Origin of the sequence: Klebsiella oxytoca NBRC 105695, from assembly GCF_001598695.1 — a bacterium.
Taxonomy (GTDB): Bacteria; Pseudomonadota; Gammaproteobacteria; order Enterobacterales; family Enterobacteriaceae; genus Klebsiella; species Klebsiella oxytoca.
Map to the genome: position 1 here is coordinate 130,536 of NZ_BCZK01000003.1, position 23,241 is coordinate 153,776.

Annotated in this window: 22 protein-coding genes and 1 tRNA gene; 13 read left to right on the forward strand and 10 right to left on the reverse strand. The window is 57.5% G+C overall.

The annotated features are described in order from the left end of the window. The first annotated feature begins 43 nt into the window (after positions 1-43). Positions 44-1,540 (forward strand): MDR family MFS transporter, encoded by a 1,497-nt coding sequence (locus KO1_RS06475; protein WP_016809975.1) that lies wholly within the window; start codon positions 44-46, stop codon positions 1,538-1,540. On the opposite strand, the gene KO1_RS06480 is transcribed toward KO1_RS06475, so the two are convergent. Beyond that, positions 1,537-2,451 carry a LysR family transcriptional regulator gene (locus KO1_RS06480; RefSeq protein ID WP_047720521.1) on the reverse strand — a complete coding sequence of 305 codons (915 nt, stop codon included), beginning with the start codon at positions 2,449-2,451 and terminating at the stop codon, positions 1,537-1,539. The genes KO1_RS06475 and KO1_RS06480 overlap by 4 nt on opposite strands. Before the next feature lie 102 nt (positions 2,452-2,553). Here KO1_RS06480 and KO1_RS06485 point away from each other — a divergent pair, with 102 nt between their 5' ends. The 4 genes from KO1_RS06485 (at position 2,554) to KO1_RS06500 (ending at position 5,600) form a co-directional block, all read left to right on the forward strand. Continuing rightward, positions 2,554-3,180, forward strand: a complete 627-nt coding sequence (locus KO1_RS06485; RefSeq protein WP_004116533.1) for a pyridoxamine 5'-phosphate oxidase family protein — start codon at positions 2,554-2,556, stop codon at positions 3,178-3,180. After that, the gene (locus KO1_RS06490) at positions 3,180-3,650 is read left to right on the forward strand and encodes a nuclear transport factor 2 family protein (protein ID WP_004107014.1); all 471 of its coding nucleotides are present in this window, start codon (positions 3,180-3,182) and stop codon (positions 3,648-3,650) included. The genes KO1_RS06485 and KO1_RS06490 overlap by 1 nt, the downstream gene beginning before the upstream one ends. Positions 3,651-3,905: 255 nt before the next feature. After that, the gene (gene nlpA, locus KO1_RS06495; RefSeq protein WP_017145214.1) at positions 3,906-4,715 is read left to right on the forward strand and encodes a lipoprotein NlpA; all 810 of its coding nucleotides are present in this window, start codon (positions 3,906-3,908) and stop codon (positions 4,713-4,715) included. 24 nt (positions 4,716-4,739) lie between these two features. Beyond that, positions 4,740-5,600: a DMT family transporter gene (locus KO1_RS06500; protein ID WP_004116528.1), complete on the forward strand. Its 861-nt coding sequence runs from the start codon at positions 4,740-4,742 to the stop codon at positions 5,598-5,600. Here the strand turns inward: KO1_RS06500 and KO1_RS06505 are convergent. Continuing rightward, positions 5,592-6,146, reverse strand: a complete 555-nt coding sequence (locus KO1_RS06505) for an NUDIX hydrolase (RefSeq protein WP_004116525.1) — start codon at positions 6,144-6,146, stop codon at positions 5,592-5,594. The two genes, KO1_RS06500 and KO1_RS06505, sit on opposite strands and share 9 nt — an antisense overlap. Before the next feature lie 169 nt (positions 6,147-6,315). Between KO1_RS06505 and KO1_RS06510 the strand changes: the two genes are divergently transcribed. Next, positions 6,316-7,095, forward strand: a complete 780-nt coding sequence (locus KO1_RS06510; RefSeq protein WP_024274830.1) for an MBL fold metallo-hydrolase — start codon at positions 6,316-6,318, stop codon at positions 7,093-7,095. 14 nt (positions 7,096-7,109) lie between these two features. After that, positions 7,110-8,063 (forward strand): GlxA family transcriptional regulator, encoded by a 954-nt coding sequence (locus KO1_RS06515; RefSeq protein ID WP_024274829.1) that lies wholly within the window; start codon positions 7,110-7,112, stop codon positions 8,061-8,063. Here the strand turns inward: KO1_RS06515 and KO1_RS06520 are convergent. The 4 genes from KO1_RS06520 to KO1_RS06535 form a co-directional block, all read right to left on the reverse strand. Then, positions 8,060-9,109, reverse strand: coding sequence for an NAD(P)-dependent alcohol dehydrogenase (locus tag KO1_RS06520; protein ID WP_004107002.1), 1,050 nt, complete (start codon positions 9,107-9,109; stop codon positions 8,060-8,062). The genes KO1_RS06515 and KO1_RS06520 overlap by 4 nt on opposite strands. A gap of 164 nt (positions 9,110-9,273) precedes the next feature. Continuing rightward, positions 9,274-9,576 (reverse strand): putative quinol monooxygenase, encoded by a 303-nt coding sequence (locus KO1_RS06525; RefSeq protein WP_029779396.1) that lies wholly within the window; start codon positions 9,574-9,576, stop codon positions 9,274-9,276. 1 nt (position 9,577) lies between these two features. Further along, positions 9,578-10,585, reverse strand: a complete 1,008-nt coding sequence (locus KO1_RS06530) for a zinc-binding alcohol dehydrogenase family protein (protein ID WP_024274827.1) — start codon at positions 10,583-10,585, stop codon at positions 9,578-9,580. 112 nt (positions 10,586-10,697) lie between these two features. Further along, positions 10,698-11,165 (reverse strand): DUF3237 domain-containing protein, encoded by a 468-nt coding sequence (locus KO1_RS06535; protein ID WP_004106996.1) that lies wholly within the window; start codon positions 11,163-11,165, stop codon positions 10,698-10,700. A gap of 200 nt (positions 11,166-11,365) precedes the next feature. Here KO1_RS06535 and KO1_RS06540 point away from each other — a divergent pair, with 200 nt between their 5' ends. The 3 genes from KO1_RS06540 (at position 11,366) to KO1_RS28835 (ending at position 12,797) form a co-directional block, all read left to right on the forward strand. After that, entirely contained in the window at positions 11,366-11,821 is a 456-nt protein-coding gene (locus KO1_RS06540; protein ID WP_004106993.1) for a helix-turn-helix domain-containing protein, read from the forward strand. A gap of 20 nt (positions 11,822-11,841) precedes the next feature. Continuing rightward, entirely contained in the window at positions 11,842-12,396 is a 555-nt protein-coding gene (locus KO1_RS06545) for a PIN domain-containing protein (RefSeq protein WP_224227089.1), read from the forward strand. A 278-nt stretch (positions 12,397-12,674) separates the two neighbouring features. Further along, positions 12,675-12,797: a hypothetical protein gene (locus KO1_RS28835; RefSeq protein WP_094298907.1), complete on the forward strand. Its 123-nt coding sequence runs from the start codon at positions 12,675-12,677 to the stop codon at positions 12,795-12,797. A 38-nt stretch (positions 12,798-12,835) separates the two neighbouring features. Here KO1_RS28835 and KO1_RS06550 read toward each other — a convergent pair. Then, a tRNA-Sec gene (locus KO1_RS06550) sits at positions 12,836-12,930 on the reverse strand. 290 nt (positions 12,931-13,220) lie between these two features. Here KO1_RS06550 and KO1_RS06555 point away from each other — a divergent pair. The 3 genes from KO1_RS06555 to KO1_RS06565 all read left to right on the forward strand — a co-directional run bounded on the left by KO1_RS06555 (position 13,221) and on the right by KO1_RS06565 (position 18,083). Next, positions 13,221-14,615 carry a glycoside-pentoside-hexuronide family transporter gene (locus tag KO1_RS06555; RefSeq protein ID WP_004106990.1) on the forward strand — a complete coding sequence of 465 codons (1,395 nt, stop codon included), beginning with the start codon at positions 13,221-13,223 and terminating at the stop codon, positions 14,613-14,615. 13 nt (positions 14,616-14,628) lie between these two features. Next, a complete protein-coding gene (gene yicI, locus KO1_RS06560; RefSeq protein ID WP_024274825.1) occupies positions 14,629-16,947 on the forward strand; it encodes an alpha-xylosidase in 2,319 nt (772 codons plus the stop codon). Between the two features lie 404 nt (positions 16,948-17,351). Further along, positions 17,352-18,083 carry a MurR/RpiR family transcriptional regulator gene (locus tag KO1_RS06565; RefSeq protein WP_032729145.1) on the forward strand — a complete coding sequence of 244 codons (732 nt, stop codon included), beginning with the start codon at positions 17,352-17,354 and terminating at the stop codon, positions 18,081-18,083. 96 nt (positions 18,084-18,179) lie between these two features. On the opposite strand, the gene KO1_RS06570 is transcribed toward KO1_RS06565, so the two are convergent. The 3 genes from KO1_RS06570 to KO1_RS06580 all read right to left on the reverse strand — a co-directional run bounded on the left by KO1_RS06570 (position 18,180) and on the right by KO1_RS06580 (position 23,130). Further along, positions 18,180-19,559, reverse strand: a complete 1,380-nt coding sequence (locus KO1_RS06570) for a family 4 glycosyl hydrolase (protein ID WP_004106983.1) — start codon at positions 19,557-19,559, stop codon at positions 18,180-18,182. 13 nt (positions 19,560-19,572) lie between these two features. Beyond that, entirely contained in the window at positions 19,573-21,132 is a 1,560-nt protein-coding gene (locus tag KO1_RS06575; protein ID WP_004106980.1) for a PTS transporter subunit EIIC, read from the reverse strand. Positions 21,133-21,414: 282 nt separating this feature from the next. Further along, a complete protein-coding gene (locus KO1_RS06580; RefSeq protein WP_047720523.1) occupies positions 21,415-23,130 on the reverse strand; it encodes an AsmA family protein in 1,716 nt (571 codons plus the stop codon). Positions 23,131-23,241: the final 111 nt, after the last annotated feature.

Below are 23,241 nucleotides of genomic sequence, written 5' to 3' on the forward strand. Positions count from 1 at the left end.
AAATATTAATTATGCATTTAATTAATTTCAAGCGAGTGATGCTATGACATCTGAAGTCGCCACCCAACCGGCGGTACCCTCGATCCGCCTGCTCTTCAGCGCCCTGCTGCTGGTGATGCTGCTCTCGGCGCTGGATCAGACCATCGTCTCCACCGCGCTGCCGACCATCGTCGGTGAACTTGGCGGGCTGGATAAGCTTTCCTGGGTGGTCACCGCCTATATCCTGAGTTCGACCATCGCGGTGCCGCTGTATGGCAAATTTGGCGATCTGTTCGGGCGCAAAATTGTCCTGCAGGTGGCGATTGTACTGTTTCTTGCCGGTTCCGTTCTTTGCGGGCTGGCGCAAAATATGACCCAACTGGTGCTGATGCGCGGCCTGCAGGGGCTGGGCGGCGGCGGCCTGATGGTGATCAGTATGGCGGCGGTGGCTGACGTTATCCCTCCCGCCAGACGCGGCCGCTATCAGGGACTGTTTGGCGGCGTCTTTGGCCTGGCGACGGTCATCGGGCCGTTAATTGGCGGCTTCCTGGTGCAGCACGCCTCCTGGCGGTGGATTTTTTATATCAACCTGCCGCTGGGGCTGTTTGCGCTGCTGGTGATCGGTGCGGTTTTTCACAGCAGCAACAAACGCAGCCAGCATCAGATCGACTGGCTGGGAGCGATCTATCTCAGCATGGCGCTGCTGTGCATCATCCTGTTTACCTCCGAGGGCGGCAGCGTCCGCGCGTGGAGCGACCCGCAGCTGTGGTGCATCCTGGCGTTTGGTCTGGTCGGGATCGTTGGCTTTATTCATGAAGAGCGGCTGGCCAGCGAGCCGATTATTCCGCTCTCCTTGTTCCGCAACCGCAGCTTTTTGCTGTGCAGCCTGATTGGCTTTGTTATCGGCATGGCGCTGTTTGGCTCGGTGACCTTTCTGCCGCTCTATTTACAGGTGGTCAAAGAGGCGACGCCGACCGAGGCGGGCCTGCAGTTAATTCCGCTGATGGGTGGCCTGCTGCTGACGTCAATCATCAGCGGGCGCATTATCAGCCGCACCGGCAAGTATCGCCTTTTTCCGATTATCGGCACTCTGCTGGGGGTCATCGGCATGGTGCTGCTGACGCGCATCACTATTCACTCCGCGATGTGGCAGTTGTACCTGTTTACCGGGGTGCTGGGGGCGGGCCTGGGGCTGGTGATGCAGGTGCTGGTGCTGGCGGTGCAGAACGCGATGCCCGCGCAGATGTACGGCGTGGCGACCTCCGGGGTCACGCTGTTTCGATCGATTGGCGGTTCCATCGGCGTGGCGCTATTTGGAGCGGTGTTTACGCATGTGCTGCAAAGCAATCTCCAGCGCCTGCTGCCGGAAGGCGCGCAGCTGCCGAGGGCGCTGAACCCGGCGGCGGTGCAGAATCTTCCGGCGGAGATTCGCCTCGATTACCTGGATGCCTTCGGGTCCGCTATTCATGCGGCGTTTCTGATGGCCGCCTGCATTATGGCGGTAGCGTTCGCGCTCTCCTGGTTCCTGAAAGAAGCGCCGTTAAAAACCACCGCAGGCTAGACGGCGGCGGCAATACGTAACAGCGCCTGGCGCAGTGCCGGTGTGGCAAAATCGATAAATTTACGCAGCTTGAGCGGAGCCAGATCCCGGGAGGTGTACAGCAGGTGCACCGGCACAGGTTCCGGCTCCATCGCTTGCAGGATCATCCGTAATTCGCCGCGGGCCAGGCCATCGATCGCCTGGTAATGCAGCAGTCGGGCCACGCCGACTCCCTGGCGGGCAGCCTCGGCGGCGCTCTCCGGCGTGGTCAGTGACAGCACCGGCTGCACCAGCACCAGCCGGTCCTCCGCCTCTTCGGCGTGAAAGCGCCAGCCGCGGTAAGGCATCGGTGATTCAATACCAATGATCGGTAGCGCGGCCAGCTCGCGCGGGCGTTGTGGTATGCCGTATTTTTCCAACAATGCCGGGTGGGCGCAGGTCACGATGCGCATCTCGCCCAGCCGGGTGGCCACCATCCCGCTGTCCGGTAGCGGGCCGATACGTACCGCTAAGTCAATATGGTCGCCCACCAGGTCGGCATTGCGGTCGCTGAGCAGCAAACGGACGCGAATCTGCGGGTAACGAGCGAGAAAACGGGCGACTATCGGTAAAACATGCAGGCGCCCAAACATGGTTGGGGCTGAGAGAACCAGTTCGCCTTTTGGCTCCTGATATTCACCCGCCGCCTGGCGCTCGGCGCGCTCTACCTCTTCCAGAATGCGCCGCGCGGCGGCGACATAATCGACGCCGGCATCGGTCAGCGTCAGCTTGCGCGTAGTGCGGATCATCAGGCGTACGCCGAGGGTATTTTCCAGTTCGCCAATCTGGCGACTGACGGTAGTCAGGGGCATATTCAGCGCCCGCGCAGCCGCCGACATACTGCCGAGTTCGGTCACTTTTACCAGCAGCGCCATCGCGCTAAGTCGGTCCATAATTATCCCGTTTTACGGAAAGATGATTGTCATATTCCCACTATTATCTTTTCTGCCAGCACAGTCCATGATGAGTTACGCCGCAACGCATCGGGAGGATCTATGCCAGCAGAATTTCTTGATATCGCCATGACGCCGGACGTAATGGATGTCCAGCATGAAATGGGCAGCGATGAGCTGTGGCAGGCGCCGCATCGCCAGCGCCGGGGTGAGCGCTTCGGCGCCAGCGAGGAGGCGATGATTGTCACCCGCGACAGCTTCTATCTGGCCACCCTTTCGCAAACCGGCTGGCCCTATGTTCAACATCGCGGCGGTCCGGTGGGCTTTGTGCATCTGCTGGATGAAACCACCCTGGCGATGGCGGATTTTTCCGGTAATCGCCAGTACATCACCACCGGCAACCTGCGCGGCAGCAATCGAGCCTGTCTGTTTTTGATGGATTACCCGCGGCGTGCCAGGCTGAAAATCTACGCCACCGTAGAGGTTGTGGCGGTGGATGCCGACCCGCAGCTGCTGGCGCGGGTGGCCCCGGAGAACTATCGGGCCCGGATTGAGCGCATTTATCGTTTCCGCTTACAGGCTTTTGACTGGAACTGCCCGCAGCATATTACCCCGCGCTACACCGCCCGACAGGTGGCGGAGTATAGCCAGACGCTGCAACAGCGTATTGACGAGCTGGAGCGGGAAAATCAGCGTCTGCAGCAGCGTATTCATACAGGAGATTCATGATGACCGAACAACGTCCGCCTCTGCCGCCGTTCACCCGCGAGAGCGCCGCGCAAAAAGTCCGAGCCGCTGAAGATGGCTGGAACAGCCGCGATGCCGCTAAGGTCGCGCTGGCCTATACCGTCGATAGCGAATGGCGTAACCGCAGCGAATTTGTTCACGGCAGAACGCAGATTATCGACTTCCTGCAGCGCAAATGGCGTAAAGAGCAGGAGTACCGGCTGATTAAGGAGCTGTGGGCGTGGAACGATAATCGTATTGCGGTACGCTTTGCCTATGAGTGGCACGACGACAGCGGCAACTGGTTTCGTTCATACGGCAACGAAAACTGGGAGTTTGATCGGCACGGCCTGATGCAGACGCGCTACGCCTGCATCAACGATCTGCCGATAACCGAAAGCGAGCGTCTGTTTCACTGGCCCCAGGGCCGTCGTCCGGACGATCACCCGGGGCTGAGTGAGCTGGGGCTGTAAGGCGCTATTCTGCGGAACGAGCCTCACCGTTGAAGAGATCCCCGGAGGCGGCGCTGCGCACCTGTCCGGGCTACTCGATTGCAGCCGGCGGTGAATCCGTAGCCCGGGCAGGCGCATCGCGCTGCCCCCGGGAGAAAGGGGAAGATGATTTTATTTCCGGTTGCGGTTTTTGCGTTTAAAACCTCCCCACAAAGTCGTTATAGTTTCAGACGAAAAAATAATAACGATCTTCTATGGACTGACGGGGTGATAACAATGAAATTGCGTTTACGGACAGCCGCCGCCGTGGTGCTGGCGGGCCTGCTGCTGGCGGGCTGCGACCAGAAGGGCAGCGATGCGAAACACATTAAAGTCGGCGTGATTAACGGCGCGGAACAGGATGTGGCGGAAGTAGCGAAGAAAGTGGCCAAAGAGAAATATGGCCTCGACGTTGAGCTGGTGGGTTTTAGCGGCTCGCTGCTGCCCAATGAGTCCACCAACGCTGGCGATCTGGACGCCAACGTCTTCCAGCATCGCCCGTTCCTCGAACAGGATAATAAAGCCCACAACTATCACCTGGTAGCGGTAGGCAACACCTTCGTCTTCCCGATGGCGGGCTACTCGCGCAAAATTAAATCCGTCACCGAGCTGAAAGACGGCGCGACGATTGCCATACCGAACGACCCGACCAACCTGGGGCGCGCGCTGCTTCTGCTCCAGCAGGAAAAGCTGATTACCCTCAAAGCGGGCACCGGCCTGCTGCCGACGGCGGTCGATATCACCGACAACCCGCATAACCTGAAAATTATGGAGCTGGAAGGGGCGCAACTGCCGCGCGTTATCGACGACCCGAAGGTCGACGTAGCGATCATCAGCACCACCTACCTGCAGCAAACGGGCCTTTCCCCGGTGCGCGACGGTATCTTTATTGAAGATAAAAACTCGCCCTATGTGAACATCATCGTGACCCGCGAAGACAACAAAGACGCGGAAAACGTCAAAGCGTTTATCCACTCCTACCAGTCGCCGGAAGTGGCGAAAGCGGCAGAGACGATCTTTAACGGCGGCGCGGTGCCCGGCTGGTAATCACTCACACAAGGAGACGTGGCGATGACCCGGCAACGCCAGGCTGATTTGCTGCTCATAGCCGCGACGGTTATCGCCGCCTGCGGATGGATTTTTTCCCGGGAAGCGATTGCCGGTATGCCAGTTTTCGCTTTCCTCGGTCTGCGCTTTTTCTTCGCCGCGCTGCTGCTGCTGCCTTTCTGCCGCGGCTTTCGCGTCGGCAGGGAGCACTGGCCGCGCATCATAATCAGCGGTCTGTGGTTTGCCTTAAACCTGTGCCTGTGGATCTACTCGGTATCGACGACCCCGTCGCTGGGAGAAGGGGCGTTTATCATGAGCCTGTCGATGCTGTTCGTGCCGCTTACCGCCTGGGTGATGATGAAGGCGAGGCCGGCGCGGGCCTACTGGGAGTGCCTGCCGATAGCGGTTGTCGGTCTCGGCTTGCTCAGTCTGCATATGCCGATTGCGTTTCACCCCAGCCAGGGTTGGTTTCTACTGACCGCGCTGGTGCAGTCGATCTGGTTTTGCTACACCAGCAAAAGCGCCCGCGAGGTGCCGCTAATCCCGCTGACCACCGTGCAGCTCGGCATTACCGGGATTGTTGGACTGGGGGTCTCCGCCGCCGTCGAAAGCTGGGATCAGCCGTTTACGCTGCCGACCTTCGGCTGGCTTCTCGCCAGTATCGTTATCGCCACCAGCCTGCGCTTCGGCCTGCAAATGAAGGGGCAGAAGTACGCGGCGGTCGCCAGCGCGGCGATAATTATGGTGCTGGAGCCGCTGCTGACGGTGATTGCCGCGGCGCTGTGGTACGGCGAACAGCTACCGCTGCAGAAAATTATCGGCGGCCTGCTGATCCTCGTCGCTCAGCTATGGTTCCGCTGGCGAATGCTGAAGCCGCTACGCTAAACCGGTACGCCGCTGCGCCATCAGATGCAGCAGCGGCACCAGCGATAGCCCGTCCGGCATATCGCCGCGGGCGATCATCTGGCCTATCTCTTCGAGGGTAAACCAGCCCGTTTCCATCACTTCGTCCTGATCTTCATCCATTCCCACCCAGGCCAAATCGCGGGCCAGCCAGGTAATAAACAGCTGATCGCTGCTGCCGTAGGAGGGGTTATAGCGGATAATTTCTTCAGCGTGCTGCGCCTGCCAGCCGGTCTCTTCTCGCAGTTCCCGCAGGGCCGCCTCGCGCGGGTCTTCGCCTTCATCGACGCCGCCGGAAGGAATTGCCCATACCACCCGATCGATCAGGTAACGGTAGTGGCGAATCAGCAGCACTTTGTCATCCTGCATCGCCACAATCCCTACCGCCGGGTGCGGGTAGTGAATAGAGTAAAAATCCCGCCGATCGCCGGGCGCCATATCAATCCCAACCTTGCGCATACTGAACCACGGACAATGCGCCAGAACTTCGGCATCATGCAGGTCGTCTGAGGTGAGTTTCTTCTTCATCGTCGCCACTGTTTCTGAAAAATGAGCCTTCAGCACACCATAGCCGGGCGGCGATGGCAACCGTCGCAGATTGGCCCGATTTCATCGTTCATTGCCCAAACGCCCATATTGCGCCAGGCTTGTGGGACGTACGATGTTCAGCAGATGACCGCGAAGAGGAATGAACATCATGAAAATCACCCATGTGCGTAATGCCACCCAGCTTATTGATTATGCGGGTAAAAAGTTTCTCATTGACCCGATGCTTTCTGCCAAAGACGCCTGGGCGGGCTTTGCCGGTACCGCGCGCAGCGAGTTGCGTAACCCGCTGGTGGACCTGCCTTTTTCCATCGAAGCGATCGTTGACGTGGATGCCGTGATTGTTACCCACACCCATCAGGATCACTGGGACGAAGCGGCGATCGCCGCGATCCCCAAAACCCTGCCGGTTTACGTCCAGCATGAGGCCGACGGACAGCTACTGCGCGGGCAGGGCTTTCGCGATATTCGTCTGCTCTCTGAGGACAGCGCGTTTGCTGACGTTGCGCTGGTAAAAACCACCTCGGGCCAGCACGGCAGCGACCGCACCTATGCGGTGCCGGCAATGGCCGAGCGCCTGGGCGAAGCCTGCGGCGTGGTGCTGCGCCATCCGCAGGAGAAAACCCTGTGGCTGGTGGGGGACTCTATCTGGCGCGATGAAGTGGAAGCCGACATGCTCAGGCTGCGCCCTGAGGTGGTGGTGCTGAATGCCGGGTATGCGCACGTCATCGGTTTTGGGCCGATCATCATGGGCAAAGAGGATGTGCTGAAGGCGCACTTCACCCTACCGGAAGCCAAAATCGTCGCCAGCCATATGGAAGCGGTGAACCACTGTCTGCTGAGCCGCGATGAGCTGCGCCAGTACGTGGCTGACAATCAGATTGCCGGGGCGGTCAGCATCCCGCAGGATGGGGAAAGTATGGTCTTTTAGAAGCGGAGCGGGCGATGAAACTGACGGAAGTGGCGATTGTGGCGGTGGACGGGTTTAGTCCGTTTCACTACTCGGTGCCCTGTATGCTGTTTGGCGATACGGTCTCGGAAACCAAACGCTTTAACCTGCATATTTGCGCCGAACACCCCGGGCTGCTGAACGCTCGCGACGGCTTTGCGCTGAACGCCAGCGGCGATTTTTCCACTCTGGAGCAGGCGGATATTGTGGTGGTGCCTTACTGGGGGGCGGTGAATCAGCGTCCACCGCAGCCGCTGCTTGACGGCCTGGTTCGCGCGCGTAACAACGGTGCGCAGATCGTCGGCCTGTGTCTCGGGGCGTTTGTGCTCGGCTACGCCGGGCTGCTGGATGGCAGGCGTGCGGCGACCCACTGGGAGTTCGAGCAGGATTTTCAGCACCTGTTTCCGCAGGTGCGGCTGGATATCAACGCGCTGTACGTTGACGATGAGGGGATCATCACCTCGGCGGGCACCGCGGCGGCGCTCGACTGCTGCCTGTATCTCATTCGCCAGCGCTTCGGCAGCCTTGCCGCCAATCAGATCGCCCGGCGGATGATCGTCCCGCCGCACCGGGAGGGAGGACAGGCGCAGTTTATCGCTCAGCCGGTACCGAAAAACACCCGCGACGCGCGGATAAACGGCCTGCTTGAGTATCTTCAGCAGCATATCCGCGAATCGCATAATCTCGATTCGCTGGCGCAGGTGGCGGCGATGAGCCGCCGTACCCTGACCCGCCATTTCGCCAAAGCGACCGGTATGGGCATTGCCGACTGGCTGGCCGCCGAGCGCCTGCGGCGCAGCCAGATCCTGCTGGAGGCCGGGGATTTACCCGTCGGGCAGGTGGCGGAGGAAGTGGGCTATCGCTCCGCCGTAACCTGGCGTCAGCAGTTTAAAGCGCGCTTTGGCGTCAGCCCGGTGGAGTGGCGGCGCACCTTTCGTCGCGGGGCTTAGCCGCCGAGGGTGGCGCTGTCGATGACGAAACGGTATTTCACGTCGCCTTTAATCATCCGCTCCCAGGCCTCGTTAATCTGGTCGCCGCGAATCAGCTCAATATCGGCGACGATGCCGTGCTCGGCGCAGAAATCGAGCATCTCCTGAGTTTCCGGGATGCCGCCGATCATCGATCCGGCAATTGACCGGCGGCGGAAGATCAGATTAAACACTTCCGGCGAGGGATGCGGCGTGGCGGGCGCGCCCACCAGCGTCATGGTGCCGTCGCGTTTGAGCAGCGTGGTGAAGGCATCGAGGTTATGCGGCGCCGCCACGGTGTTAAGTATAAAGTCGAAGCTTTTCAGATGGGCGGCCATTTCGTTTTCGTTGCGCGAGACCACCACTTCGTCCGCGCCCAGCTCTCGCGCCGCGTCACGCTTGGATTCCGAGGTAGTAAAGGCCACCACGTGGGCCCCCATGGCGTGGGCCAGCTTGATGCCCATATGCCCCAGCCCGCCGATGCCTACGATGCCGACTTTTTTGCCCGGCCCAACGTTCCAGTGGCGAAGCGGCGAGTAGGTCGTGATACCCGCGCACAGCAGCGGCGCGACGGCGGCCAGCTGTTCTTTGGGATGGGATATGCGCAGCACGTAGCGCTGATGAACAACGATCTGCTGGGAGTAACCGCCGAGCGTGTGGCCGGGCGCATCCTGCGTCGGGCCGTTATAGGTGAGCACCATATGATCACAGTAGTTTTCCAGCCCGTCCCGGCACTCCTCGCACTCTTTACAGCTATCGACCATACAGCCGACGCCCACCAAATCGCCAACGGCGTGACCGGAGACGCGGCTGCCCACGGCGGTCACCCGGCCGACGATTTCATGACCCGGCACGCAGGGATAGAGCGTCCCTGCCCACTCGGAGCGCGCCTGGTGCACATCCGAGTGGCAGACGCCGCAATAATCAATGGCGATCTGCACATCGTCCGGCCCCGGCTCGCGGCGGGTGATGGCCATAGATCCCAACGGCTGGCTGGCCGAATTCGTTCCAATAGCGTTGATTTGCATAGCAAAACCTCTTCTACATAATGATAATGGCGTTGAATAAAACGGAGGGGGAGAGCGTTTTTTGAGCGGCAGGATCAAGCGTAGCCTGGTTGAGGCGCGATGGGAGGGGGAGAGCTCAAAGGGTTAAAGATGGGCTCACCCCCGCAAACGGAGTGCAGAAAATATCAGGGCGCGACGGGCGTCAGATAATCCAGCCGCAGCGGCCCGGCAAGCAGGCTATCCATCTGCGCAATAAAAGCCTGGAAGTGCGGCAGGGCGATATGCGCGTCCAGAGCCTCCTGATTGCGCCAGGATTCGCGCATATAGAACGTATCCGGCGCATCGCGCAGCTGAAACAGGGCGTAATCAAGATTGCCCGGCTCCTGACGCGTGGGCAACAGGAGCGCCCGCAGGGCCTGGCGCAGCGCGTCGCTGTGGCCCGGTTTCGCCGTCAGCACCGCGATAAATGAAATCGCCTCGCCGCTCATCTTAAAAACCCTCCAGCACGATTTTGCCCACCGAGCGCCCGGTTTCCAGCTGCGCGTGCGCTTTTTGCAGATTGGCGGCGGTGATGGCGCCGTAGTGCTCGCCGAGGGTGGTCTTAATGGTGTTGTCGTCAATCAGAGCCGCCACGCGGGTCAGCAGCTGATGCTGGGCGATCATGTCCGGCGTTTCGAACATCGAGCGGGTAAACATAAATTCCCAGTGCAGGGAGATGCTTTTCGCCTTCAGCGGCACCACGTCGAGGGTTTGCGGATCGTCGATTAGCGCCAGCTTGCCCTGCGGTGCGAGAGCGGCGATCAGCTGCGGATAGTGCTGGTCGGTATTGGTCAGGCTGGCGACGTGGGTTACCGCTTTGACGCCAATCCGCGCCAGCTCTTCAGCAAGCGGTTTGCTGTGATCGATAACATGATGCGCGCCCGCTTCCCGTACCCATTTCTGGCTTTCCGGACGCGAGGCGGTACCGATGACCGTCATACCGGTGAGCTTGCTGGCGAGCTGGGTCAGTATCGAACCGACGCCGCCCGCCGCGCCGACGATCAGCAGCGTGTCGCCCGCGTTGCCGCCTTCCTCTACGCCAAGGCGGTGGAACAGTAGCTCCCATGCGGTGATGGCGGTGAGCGGCAGCGCGGCGGCGGCGGCGTTATCCAACGAACGCGGTTTGCGGGCGACGATGCGTTCGTCCACTAACTGAAACTCGCTGTTGCTGCCCGGACGGCCCAGCGCGCCGGCGTACCACACTTCATCGCCCGCGGCGAACAGGGTTACCGCGCTGCCGACGGCTTTAACTACGCCAACCGCGTCCCAGCCCAGCACGCGCGGGGTATCGGCGTTAAAGCCGGCGCGGACTTTGGTATCCACCGGGTTGACGGAAATGGCCTTCACTTCAACCAGCAGATCATGCCCCTCGGCAACCGGCTGCGGCAGCTCGATGTCGGTTAAAAAAGGAATGTTGCTGCCTTCGGTCGCTGCGCGAGTAATGGCGATCGCTTTCATACACTCTCCGGTTTTGAATGAGGTTCATCGTTTGAATGTATTGAGGATAGACCGCGGCACGTGGGGGAAAAATGGCCCGGCGGCGATAACAGTTATATTGAAAAAGTGAAAATCAGCGGACGCGATAAAAATCGAGCGTTACGCCGTCCTGGGAGCGGCCGCCGGAACAGATAAACAGCGAGGTGGTGAGCCAGCGCAGCGCCGGCGCATCCACTTCGAAAGTCGGTACGGTACGAAAATAGATCGCTTCCGGCGGTATATCGCTAAAAAAGCGCATATCGTCGCCAAAAAGACGTTCTTTATACTCTTCGGGTAGGCGTCGAATGCCGTTGTTTTCAATATATACCGTGCCTCCTTCCACGTGTAAGGCATAGCGCGCGGAGAGGCGGCAGGTGCCGTCAGGCTCGATGATCTGGCTGTCGACGCCGCCGGGTAAGACGTGTCCGTTGAGCTCACCGCGTACGATTCCGCTGAGGATAGGGATCAGCTGACGTTTCCCGCTCTGCGGGCTGCGGGAGACGATGACCGGTTTGTCGACCTGAATGGTGATAGAGAAGCTGTGTTTGAGTTCGGGTGTCATCATTGGTCTCCTTTTTAAGCCACGTTATCCCGTTAGTGTAAGGATTTAAAGGTGAAGGGAATAACGCAAACATTGGATGGAAATGATTGGCTGGGGAGATGGGATCTGAAATCGGCAGGCTTATTTTCGTTTATTTCGAATATTGAGAGTTTCGAATATTTCGAATATACTCGCCTGTATGACTCACAGGAGGCAATCATATGACTACACTGACTCATCTCAACCTTCCCGATCGCCAGGAGAGCGAACTTGCGCAGCGCGGACAGCGTGAGCTTGCGGCGTATCTTTCCACCAGGCTGGAAACACAGCGTATTGCCATTGTAGGAGAGGATGATAAAGCTCATACCATAGAGCTACCTACAAGTGCGCTGACATTGCTGATGGAGATATTGGGGGAGTTGGCTAGCGGAAATGCGGTACAAATCGTTCCCGTACATGCGGAACTCACAACCCAGGAGGCGGCAAATATACTCAATGTCTCTCGTCCGCATATGGTTAAGCTCCTGGAAGCGAGGAAGCTCCCATTTCATAAAACGGGGCGTCATCGCAGAGTGTTGTTTGCCGATCTTATGGAGTATAAGAAACGCAGGGAACAGGAGAGCCTGGACGCGATGCAATCATTGGCCGATCAGGCGCAGGACTTAGGGATGTATTAATGTGACATTCACCTTATCCGGTGATTTTAGATGCCTGTGTGTTATATCCGGCACGACTCAGAGATTTGCTGATGCACCTGGGGATTGCCGGGCTGTATCAACCAAAATGGAGCCGCTGCATTCAGGATGAATGGTGCAGAAACTTGGTTGCTAATCGGCCTGACATTCTGCCAGAGACGCTTCAGCGTACTGTCAAAATGATGAATTCCGCCTTACCAGATGCCAATGTTACGGGATATAAGGGATTAATAAGTAATCTGCATCTGCCGGATCCCAACGACAGACATGTTCTTGCCGCAGCGATAAGAGCGAAAGCTGAAATTATTGTAACGCTTAACCATAAGGACTTTCCGCCAGAACTTCTGGGTCCATATGAAATAGAAACGCTTCACCCTGATGCGTTTATTTCCGATCTCTTCGATCTTAATCATGCTCTGACGCTTGAAGCCGTCAGGCGGCAGCGACTGTCTCTAAAACATCCATCTATGGCGGTCGATGAATTTCTTGAAATGCTGCTAAAGCAGGGTTTACCGATGACGGTAAAGGAATTAGCGCATTATCAGTATGCTATTTAAACGACTACAAGCTTGAGTTGTTCGAGATAACCAAACAACTCAGCCGTCTGGTGAGTCTTAAACCTGTTTTGCAGGGGGCATGTTTACATTTAAGTTATCTATGAGGGACGACGTTAAGTGTTCATTTGCCATATAACCTCCGGATTAACCTACTTTGGTTCGCATAGCATGTCAGAAGAGCATAAATTTCATTAGACGGGCGATTAACCCGGCGTCATTTGGGAGCGGCTATCCAGAAGGTGAACATGTCCGGCCGTCAGACGAGATGAAGCGTGTTGTTGACGCTTTTAAAGGAACAACTGGATGCCGTGGCGGCGGAAGAGGGGGTGAGTCTCGCGAGCTGGTTTAAAGAACTGGCGAGAAGCGCGCTAAAAGCGAAAGGCATTGAACCGAAAGGCTGATTTTCTGGATAAGTTCACATGGATAAAAATGATTGAACTGGCGGAAGATCACAGGAGTTGAACCTGCCCGGGACCGCTGGCGGCCCCAACTGGATTTGAAGTCCAGCCACCTCACCGGAGATGACGATCTTCCGCGCCTCGATTGCTACATGGAGGCGGGCGCATTATAGCTACTTTCCTGCATTAACCACATCCCCCAACGCACTTTTTTACTGCGAAAACTGGACTTTACAGAACCTTCTGAAACATTCCCTTGCAAAATCCGTGGCTTACACTTTTACACACTCTTTCAGGCTACCGGGATCACATAAAACAAGAAACGTAATTTGATTATGAGATATCGCAATTCATCTTACAGCGCGGATGGTTTACAAAGCATGTAACCGGTACCAACCCGCGGTAGCGCTGAGAGAAGAGTGTGCGATGAAAGATCATATTTTGTCCGTCAAAGAGAAGATTGGCTACGGCATGGGCGACGCCGCTAGCCACATCATTTTCGATAACGTCATGTTGTATATGATGTTTTTCTATACCGATATCTTTGGTATCCCTGCCGGCTATGTCGGTACCATGTTCCTGCTGGCCCGCGCGCTGGACGCGATATCCGACCCTTGCATGGGGCTGCTGGCCGACCGTACCCGTAGCCGATGGGGAAAATTCCGCCCGTGGATACTGTTTGGAGCGATTCCGTTCGGTCTCGTGTGCGTACTGGCCTACAGCTCGCCGGACCTGAGTCATAACGGCAAGCTGATATACGCCGCGGTCACCTACACGCTGCTGACCCTGCTCTACACCGTGGTCAACATCCCCTACTGCGCGCTGGGCGGAGTCATTACCGACAATCCGACGCAGCGCATCTCCCTGCAGTCCTGGCGCTTTGTGCTGGCGACGGCGGGCGGCATGCTCTCCACCGTCCTGATGATGCCGTTGGTGAACTTTATCGGCGGCGAAGATAAAGCGTTTGGTTTCCAGGGCGGCATCGCGGTGCTCTCGGTGATCGCGTTCCTGATGCTGGCGTTTTGCTTCTTCACTACCAAAGAGCGCGTCGAAGCGCCGCCGAGCTCTACCTCGATGCGGGAAGACCTGCGTGATATCTGGCGCAACGATCAGTGGCGAGTGGTTGGCCTGCTGACCATTCTCAATATTCTCGCGGTCTGCGTTCGCGGCGGCGCGATGATGTACTACACCACCTGGATTATGGGATCCGCGGGTCTGTTCACCGCCTTCCTCACCACCTACTGCGTCGGCAACCTGATTGGCTCGGCGCTGGCGAAGCCGCTTACCGACTGGAAATGCAAAGTCAGCGTTTTCTGGTGGACCAATGCTCTGCTGGCGGCGCTGAGCGTGGCGATGTTCTTCGTGCCGATGGACGCCGAAATCACCATGTTCGCCTTTATCTTCGTAATTGGCGTGCTGCATCAGCTGGTGACGCCGATTCAGTGGGTGATGATGTCCGACACCGTCGACTACGGCGAATGGTGTAACGGCAAACGCCTGACCGGCATCAGCTTTGCGGGCACCCTGTTCGTGCTCAAGCTGGGCCTGGCGCTGGGCGGCGCGCTGATTGGCTGGATGCTGGCGGGCGGCGGTTACGATGCCGCGGCCAAAACCCAGAACAGCGCCACTATCACCATCATCATCTCATTGTTCACCCTTGCTCCGGCGGTCTGCTACCTGCTGAGCGCGGTTATCGCGAAACGCTACTACACCCTGAAAACGCCGTTCCTGAAAAAGATGATGGCGGAACTGGCTCAGGGCGCGCGCCGCAACGAACACGACTTCACTTCAGCGCCGACAGGCAAAGAATTGCAAAACTAAGAGGAAGCTATTCATGAAAATCAGTGATGGAAACTGGCTTATTCAACCAGGGCTCAATCTGATCCAACCCGTGCAGGTCTATGAGGTTGAGCAGGAAGGTAACGAGATGGTCGTCTATGTGGCGTCTCGCGAAGTTCGCGAACGCGCCGCCCAACTGGACGTTCCGCTCTTTACCGTGCGCTTCTTCTCCCCACAGGAAGGAGTGATCGGCGTACGCATGGAGCACTTCCAGGGCGCGTTGAACAACGGCCCGCATTACCCGCTGACCGTGCTGAAAGACGTGAACGTGGAGATTAATAATGGCGCTGAATATGCCGAGCTGAAAAGCGGCAATTTGACCGCACGCGTCACGAAAGGCGATTTCTGGTCGCTGGATTTTCTGCGTGACGGCGTGCGTATTACCGGTAGCCAGCTGAAAAATGACGGCTACGTGCAGGATACCAAAACGAATCGCAACTATATGTTCGAGCGTCTGGATCTCGGCGTCGGCGACACCGTTTATGGCCTCGGCGAGCGCTTTACCGCGCTGGTGCGTAACGGCCAGACGGTCGAAACCTGGAACGAAGACGGCGGCACCAGTACCGAACAGTCGTATAAAAATATCCCGTTCTACCTGACTAACCGCGGCTACGGCGTGCTGGTGAATCATCCTGAGCGCGTCTCTTTCGAAATCGGCTCCGAAAAAGTCTCGAAGGTGCAGTTCAGCGTCGAAGGGGAATACCTGGAGTACTTCGTCATCGACGGCCCGACTCCGAAAGAGGTGCTGAACCGCTATACCCGGTTTACCGGGCGTCCAGCGCTGCCGCCAGCCTGGTCCTTCGGCCTGTGGCTGACCACCTCGTTTACCACCAACTACGATGAAGCGACGGTTAACAGCTTTATTGACGGTATGGCAGAGCGCAACCTGCCGTTGCACGTGTTCCATTTCGACTGTTTCTGGATGAAAGCCTTCCAGTGGTGCGATTTTGAGTGGGATCCGGTGACCTTCCCTGACCCGGAAGGGATGATTAAACGCCTGAAAGAGAAAGGACTGAAGGTCTGCGTGTGGATCAACCCGTATATCGGCCAGCGTTCACCGGTGTTTAAAGAGCTCCAGGAGAAAGGCTATCTGTTGAAACGTCCGGATGGTTCATTGTGGCAGTGGGATAAATGGCAGCCGGGCCTGGCGATTTATGATTTCACCAATCCGCAAGCCTGCCAGTGGTATGCCGACAAGCTGAAAGGCCTGGTGGCGATGGGCGTAGACTGCTTCAAAACCGACTTCGGCGAGCGTATTCCGACCGACGTGCAGTGGTTTGATGGTTCCGATCCGCAGAAAATGCACAACCACTACGCCTTCATCTATAACGAGCTGGTGTGGAACGTGCTGAAAGAGACCGTTGGCGAGAAAGAAGCGGTGCTGTTCGCTCGTTCCGCCTCGGTGGGCGCGCAACAGTTCCCGGTGCACTGGGGCGGCGACTGCTACGCCAACTATGAATCGATGGCGGAAAGCCTGCGCGGCGGCCTGTCGATCGGCATGTCCGGTTTTGGGTTCTGGAGCCACGATATCGGCGGCTTCGAAAACACCGCGCCCGCCCACGTCTACAAGCGCTGGTGCGCCTTCGGCCTGCTGTCGAGCCACAGCCGTCTGCACGGCAGCAAATCCTATCGTGTGCCATGGGCCTACGATGACGAGTCCTGCGACGTGGTGCGCCACTTCACGCAGCTGAAATGCCGCATGATGCCGTATCTGTACCGTCAGGCGGCGCTGGCCAACGAGTTCGGTACGCCGATGCTGCGTTCGATGATGCTGGAGTTCCCGCACGACCCGGCCTGCGACTATCTGGACCGGCAGTACATGCTGGGGGATTCGGTGCTGGTGGCGCCGGTGTTTAGCGAAGCGGGCGACGTCCAGTTTTGGCTGCCGGAAGGCCGCTGGACCCATCTGTGGCACAACGATGAAGCGCAGGGCAGCCGCTGGCATAAGCAGAATCATGATGTGCTGAGCCTACCGGTGTACGTGCGTGACAACACCCTGCTGGCGTTGGGCAACAATGACCAGAAACCGGACTACGCGTGGAATGAAGGCACCGCCTTCCAGCTGTTTAATCTCGAAGATGGGCGCGAAGCGGTCAGCCAGGTGCCGGCAGCGGACGGGTCGGTGGTCTTTACCCTGAAGGCGAAACGCCAGGGCAATGTCATTACCGTCAGCGGTGACGGTGAGGCCAGCGGCTGGACGCTGTGCCTGCGCAATATCCAGCAGGTAGCGAGCGTGCAGGGCGGTGTTCAGGCAGGCAGTGAGCTGGGCGTGGTGGTGACCGCGCAGGGCAATGCGTTGACCATCACGCTGTAAGTTTTTGCTTCCTGAAGCATGGGTTCACAGCCATCTGCGGACCCGTAGCCCGGACAAGGCGCGACAGGCGCCGCCTCCGGGGAATGTGCCGAACCTGATGCATCTGCGCTGCTGCTCCCCGGCTCGCGCTGCGCTTAGCCGGGCTACGGATCCTGTGGGCCAGGTAGCACGGACAAGGCGCGGCAGGCGCCGCCTCCGGGATACAGGCGCAATGTAGCTTCAGGTTATCCTCCCCGGTGGCGCGACGCTTACCGGGGCTACAGGCTATGCCCTCTTCGTTTGCGGAGAGGTTTTTTTATTCCATTTCTTCTGAAAAAGTAACGTTCATTTCATTCTGGTGATTCACCCCACAGACACTCGCGCCGTCAGGTGATAGCGTAGTTTACCGCTGAGAGGAGCCCGGAATGGATTTAGAAAACATCTTTCGTGACGTTAAGCTAAGCAAAACCGAAATGACCGTGCTGCGTTTTATTCAGAATGACCCTGAGCAATGCGTACGCGAGGGCATCCGCGCCGTCGCGGAACACTGTTATAGCAACCCTTCCTCGCTAGTGCGGCTGGCGAAGAAACTGAAATTCAGCGGCTGGCTGGAGCTGGTCTATTTTATTAAATTCAATATCACCATGCCGAAACTCGATGTCACCAACGATATCGACTACATGAGCATTCAGCCGATAGAGCGGATAACTCCTCTACTGGAAAGCCTGCAACATCATCGCATTTTGATTCACGGCAGCGGCTTTTCGCAGCTGATCGCCCAGTATATTTACAATAAATTTTTGGTGACCGGGGTAAACGCCAGCCTGGCGCTGTGGCCGGATTACGAAATTCTTGAGCAGAAGAACGCCGCCAAATTTGATTCGATCTGGATTATTTCCAAATCCGGGCGTAGCAGTTCGGCGCTGAACTGGGTGAAGGCGCTGGAAGGGAAGAAGATTAATCTGGTCTGCTTCACCGGCGATTATCAAAGCCCGCTGGCGCAGGCGGCGGATACGGCGTTTATTATTCACGATCCGCAGAAATTCGATGATGATATTTACTGGAGCAACCCGTTTTTTGGCTACTGCATACTCGGGTTTGAGCGGCTGCTGAAGATGTGGTTTACACACACGGGGATCCCCGGAGGCGGCGCCTGAGGCGCCTGTCCGGGCTACCGCCCCGCAGGCGGTGGTGAACCCGTAGCCCGGTCAGCGCAGCGCCACCGGGAGGAGTGCGGTGGCGCGAGGGTGGGATTATTGCCAGTCGGCGAACTGCTTATCATCGAGATAAGCTTCAACAAGCGCTTTTGCCAGCGAATAAGAGCCGACCAGCGGATGCGCCATCAGCGCCCGTACCGCCAGTGACTTATCCCGCTGCAGAATCGCCGCCACCGCCAGCCGCTCATACTCCTTCACGCTGGCGATCATGTTTTTCTGCGCTGTCGGCACATGTTTCGGCGTCACCGGCTTCAGGCCCTCTTTACTGAGATCGCAGCTGATCTCAATCACGTCGTCCTGGCGCAGGAAGTCCAGCGTGCCGTTGTTGGGCATCGACACCACAATACGCTTGGTGGTGGTGCTGTTGACCGCCTCCAGAATATCCAGCGCCACCCCTGCGTAGCCGCCGGTATCCGGCTCCTCGATAAACTGCTTTAAGGTTAACGGCTCGCGGGTATGGAATTTTTCCTGCTGCGACTCGTTCTGCATATAGCTATTTTCCCGGCGCAGATAGTGCTTCATCCAGATGGTAAACGCCGCTTCCGGGTTGGCTTTCACATCCACGGTCCGCAGCTCTTCGCGCATATCGTGATTGATACGGGCAATCTGCTCGCCGCGGGTTTCCGCTGCGTTCTGAATCGCTTTTAAAGCCACTTCTCGATAGTAGTAGTAGTAAAGATATTCATTAAGCAGTTGCTTATCGCATAGCTGAACCAGCTCCGGCGAAAAATACTGCATCGCCGTCTTACGATACAGCTCAGGACTGGTAATCAGGCGCTCGGTGACATCCTCGCCGCTTACGGTGAAGTGGGTAAACCAGGAGAAGTGGTTCAACCCGTAGCACTCAACGCCGAGATCGCGCTCGTCGCAGCCGAGGATTGCCGGCAGCTCGCGAATCAGCTCCGACGGCGCGTCGCAGATGCCGTACACCCGGCGCTTAAAGCCGGATTTGATAATCGCCTCGGTGACCAGCCCTGACGGGTTGGTGAAGTTAAAAAGAATAGCGTCTCCGGCGGCGTGCTCTTCAATCAGGCGGCAGTAGTGAAGAATCGCCGGAATGGAACGCATCGCCATGGCGAAACCGCCAGCGCCGGTGGTCTCCTGGCCCAGGGTGTTGTGCTGCAGGGCGATACGCTCGTCGCGAATGCGACTCTCATCGCCGCCTACCCGCAGGGTGGTGATGACATAGTGGCTATTTTTGAGTGCCGGCACCGGGTCGCTGGTTACGCTGAAGTGAATATCCGGGCGAATCGTATTAAACACATAGCGGGCGATTTCGCCAAAAATTGCCAGATTCTCAGCGGAGCTGTCGAGAAATACAACTTCCGTTAAACCAATGCGGTGCGCGTTATATGCCAGAGATTTTGCCAGGAACGCAGAGCGAACGCCGCCCCCGCCTAATACGGTTAATTTCATAAACAACTCCTAATTAATTTTCTGCTAGCCAGCTATCAACCCGGGAACGGACCTGTCCCACTTTGACGCCGTAAATAACCTGAACTTCATTTCGATTTCGTACTACGCCGTTTGCACCGGTGCTTTTTAATATTGCATCATCAACTAAATCCATATTGTGAATAGCGACGCGCAGGCGGGTAAAACAGTTGTCGACGGAAATAATATTCGCTTTGCCGCCTAAGCCATTAATAATCTCGTTGGTCACCGACTGCGGTTCGCCCATTTTTTTACGATAATCAGCTTTGCTATATAACTTCACGTTTTCATCGTCTTCACGGCCCGGCGTTTTGAGATTCAACTTAACGACCAGCGTGCGGAAGATAACGTAGTAGACGGCGAACTGGCCGATCCCGATGAGCACGTAGCCGGGCCAGCGGGTCAGGGCGACCGGCAGCGGCAGGTTGTAAATCAGAAACTCAATCAGCCCCGAGGCGCCCCACGGACGGACGGTAAAGATGTCGCAAATCGCCTGCGAAGCTGCGGTTAAGGTAGCATGGATCACCCACAGCAGCGGGGAAACGAACAGAAAGGTAAACTCAATCGGCTCGGTGATACCGGTGAGCATGGAAGTGATAATGGCCGGTAGCAGAATCGCTTTAGCCATCATTTTTTTCTCCGGTTTCGCCGTATGGTAGAACGCCAGCGAGGCGCCGGCCAGGCCGAAGATGGTGGTCATCCCCTGCTGTGAGAAACGCAGCGCCTCGTTCATCACCGGCGTCAGATCCGGGTGACGCATATAGGCGAGGAAAATCGCCTGGGTTCCGGAGACTATCTGCCCGTCGACGTTCAGCGTGCCGCCGATTTGCGTGAGCTGGAACGGCGACCAGACGAAGTGGTGCAGGCCGGTGGGGATGAGGAATTTTTCAAAGAAGCCGTAAACGAAGACCCCCGCCACGCCGGCGTTTTTCATAAAGCCGGTCAGCGCCGCGATGCCGTGGGTCATAAACGGCCAGATCCAGGTAAAAGCGATGGCGTAGAAAATGATGACCGGCGTCATCGCCACCAGTGTCAGCTTGGCCCCGCCGTACATGGAGAGCGCGCCGGGTAGCTCAATAGTCGATACTTTGTTATGCACCCAGGCGATGGTGCAGCCGAGAATAATGCCGAGGAAAACCCCCATATCGACCACCACAAAGCCCAGCAGTTGGGTTTGCCCGGTGCCGTAATATTCGCCGTTAATTTTTTCCGCCAGGCCGTGAGTATGCTCCAGCCAGGAGTGGTTGGCGCCAAGAAACATAATAAAACACATCACTGAAACCAGCGCGACTTCGGTTTTTTTATCTTTTGCCAGGCCATAGCTGATGCCGACGCAAAAGAGTAATCCCAGATTGCCGAATAAAGGCCAGAAGGTATCGCCGAGTAGCTGTCCAAGCTGGTGTAAAAAGCTGGTCTCCGAAATTAATGTTGGGTTGGTTAAGACTGAGCTGAGTGCCAAAATTAAGCCGATGACCGGCAAGAACAATACTGCACCGATCATTGCTCTGGAGAATTTTTGCATATTCTCCAGAATACGTTGACGTATTACGGACATGGTCGTTCCTTTATTTTTGTAGGTTCAGGGACTTTAATTATTTTTTTCGCTTCCAGTATTTTTGTTATAGCAAGTCCGCTATTTGAAAGGAACAGGTTGCGGAAAATAGGTACAAATAGCCGCTAAATGGCAACAGGTTTCACCATTAAGGATATTATATGACCCTCACCCCAAACCTCTCCCTGAAAGGGAGAGGGGGTCGATCGGTGTGGGCATAAAAAATAAAGAGTGCAGAGGGCGGTTCCCTCTCCCCGGCGGGGAGAGGGTTAGGGTGAGGGGAAACTAGGGGGTAGACATTATCGGAGCAGAAGGAGCCTGAGCGCTGGTAACTTCACCGTTGCGCATGACCTGCGCTACCTGCTGTTTCTCCATATTGACTGCGCTGAGCTGACCGTTAACGGTTGGCTTCAGCGGCGCATCTGGCAGCACGCTGCCGGTCGCCGTTAGCTGGAGATTACCATCGCCGGATATCGGCAGCGCTGGCCAGCCCCAGGCCTGCAAAATATTTAGCGGCACGCCGCGACCGCTCAGGCTCAGATTGACCTGACGCTGCGGAAGCTGCGACACCGCCGCGGTGGCTTGCAGGATCCCACGCTCGGTAAAGGCGCTGAGCTCGTTAACGTTCACCGTTGAGGCATTGGCGCTCAGCTTCAGCGACGGGCGGCGGACGTCAATACGATTAAAGGTCGCGGCGGCGGCGTTCAGCGTCGCGCTACCGTTCCACACGCCCCAGCTGCGGTTTTTCACCAGCTGCAGCTCGCCGCCGTAGCCGTCGAGCGCGGTGATTTGCCACGGGAACGCCGGTTCAACATCGATAATGAGGTTGCGGCTGGCGCTGAACTTTCTCAGCGTCAGGCTTTGCAGCCACTCGGGAAGCGGCGCCATCCATAGCTGCTTCCAGTTGGTCGGCAGCGTATATTCCAGTCCGGCGAACGCGGTGTCGTCCAGCACGAGGGCATGGTCGGCGCGCAGCCAGTTGCCGGACGTGCGCACCATCCCGCCCTCCCAGCGTGAGGTGAACTGGCGCAGCGCGATACCCTGCGGGGAGAATCCGGCGTTAAGGATTGGGTCGAGGAAGTGCAGCGAACCGTAAATAAACTCGTTGGCGTTCATCGACAGCGTGCCATCCTGGCTTTGCCAGTCGCCGCGGCTCAGGGTCAGGTTGCGCAGATTAAGGTCGAGGCCAGCGATCGCCCAGTCAGGCCCCTGCAGGCTGGCGTCGGTCACGTCAAGGCGGCCAATCTGCAGCGAGGGCAGGGTGGTCAGCGGCGTGAAAAAGTCGGCGAGTGATTTATCGCTTTGCAGACGGATCTCGTTGAGGCGCAAATTATCGACCTGCCAGCCGCCGTCGGCGCTGCGTTTCGCCGTGCCGGTGAGCGTGCCGCGAGCGACGTCCGCCCCGAGGGTTGAGAGCGTCACTTCGCCGTTATCGATATTCCCCTGAATCAGCACGTTGCTGGCTTCAATACCGTTGAGCGTCATCGACCCGGCGCTCATCTGAATTTGCGTTTTCTTGCCCAGCACATTACCCGCTTCCGGCGCCCACGGGCTGACGCCGCCGGTGACGCGCTGCGCGCTCAGATCCCAGTCGCTCTCCGGGCTGTTGAACGCCATATTGCGCAACCGGAGACGATCGGCGGCGAACGGCAGCGCTGCGGAAGAAGGGGAGAAGTTTAGCGTACCGTCGCTGAGAATGATTTCGTCAGCATGCAGCGGGTCGCTAAACTGGCGGCTGCTAAATCCGATATCCACGGTTTGCGCCACCAGCGTGGCGGGTTTGCCGTCGCGACCGAGGGTGACGTTTTGCAGCTGCAGGTGCAGTGGCGAAGAGAAATTATGGTCCATTTTGTTGAAAGAGACCTTCCAGCCGGTACCGTCGCTTAGCCAGGCGCTGGCCTGACGCCCTCCCCACTGGGTTTGCAGCAGGAAATAAGCGGCAATAATCACTACCAGCAGAGCAATCAGCAGCCAGAGAATCAGCTTTCTGAGAAATTTCATGATCTTCGATCCTGAGCGAGGCACATAAGGCTGTTATGCCCGAATTATGCGCAATCCTCAAGACAGGAATTGTGTAATGAGATGATGTGAGGTTGATGATGTTTGCGCTCC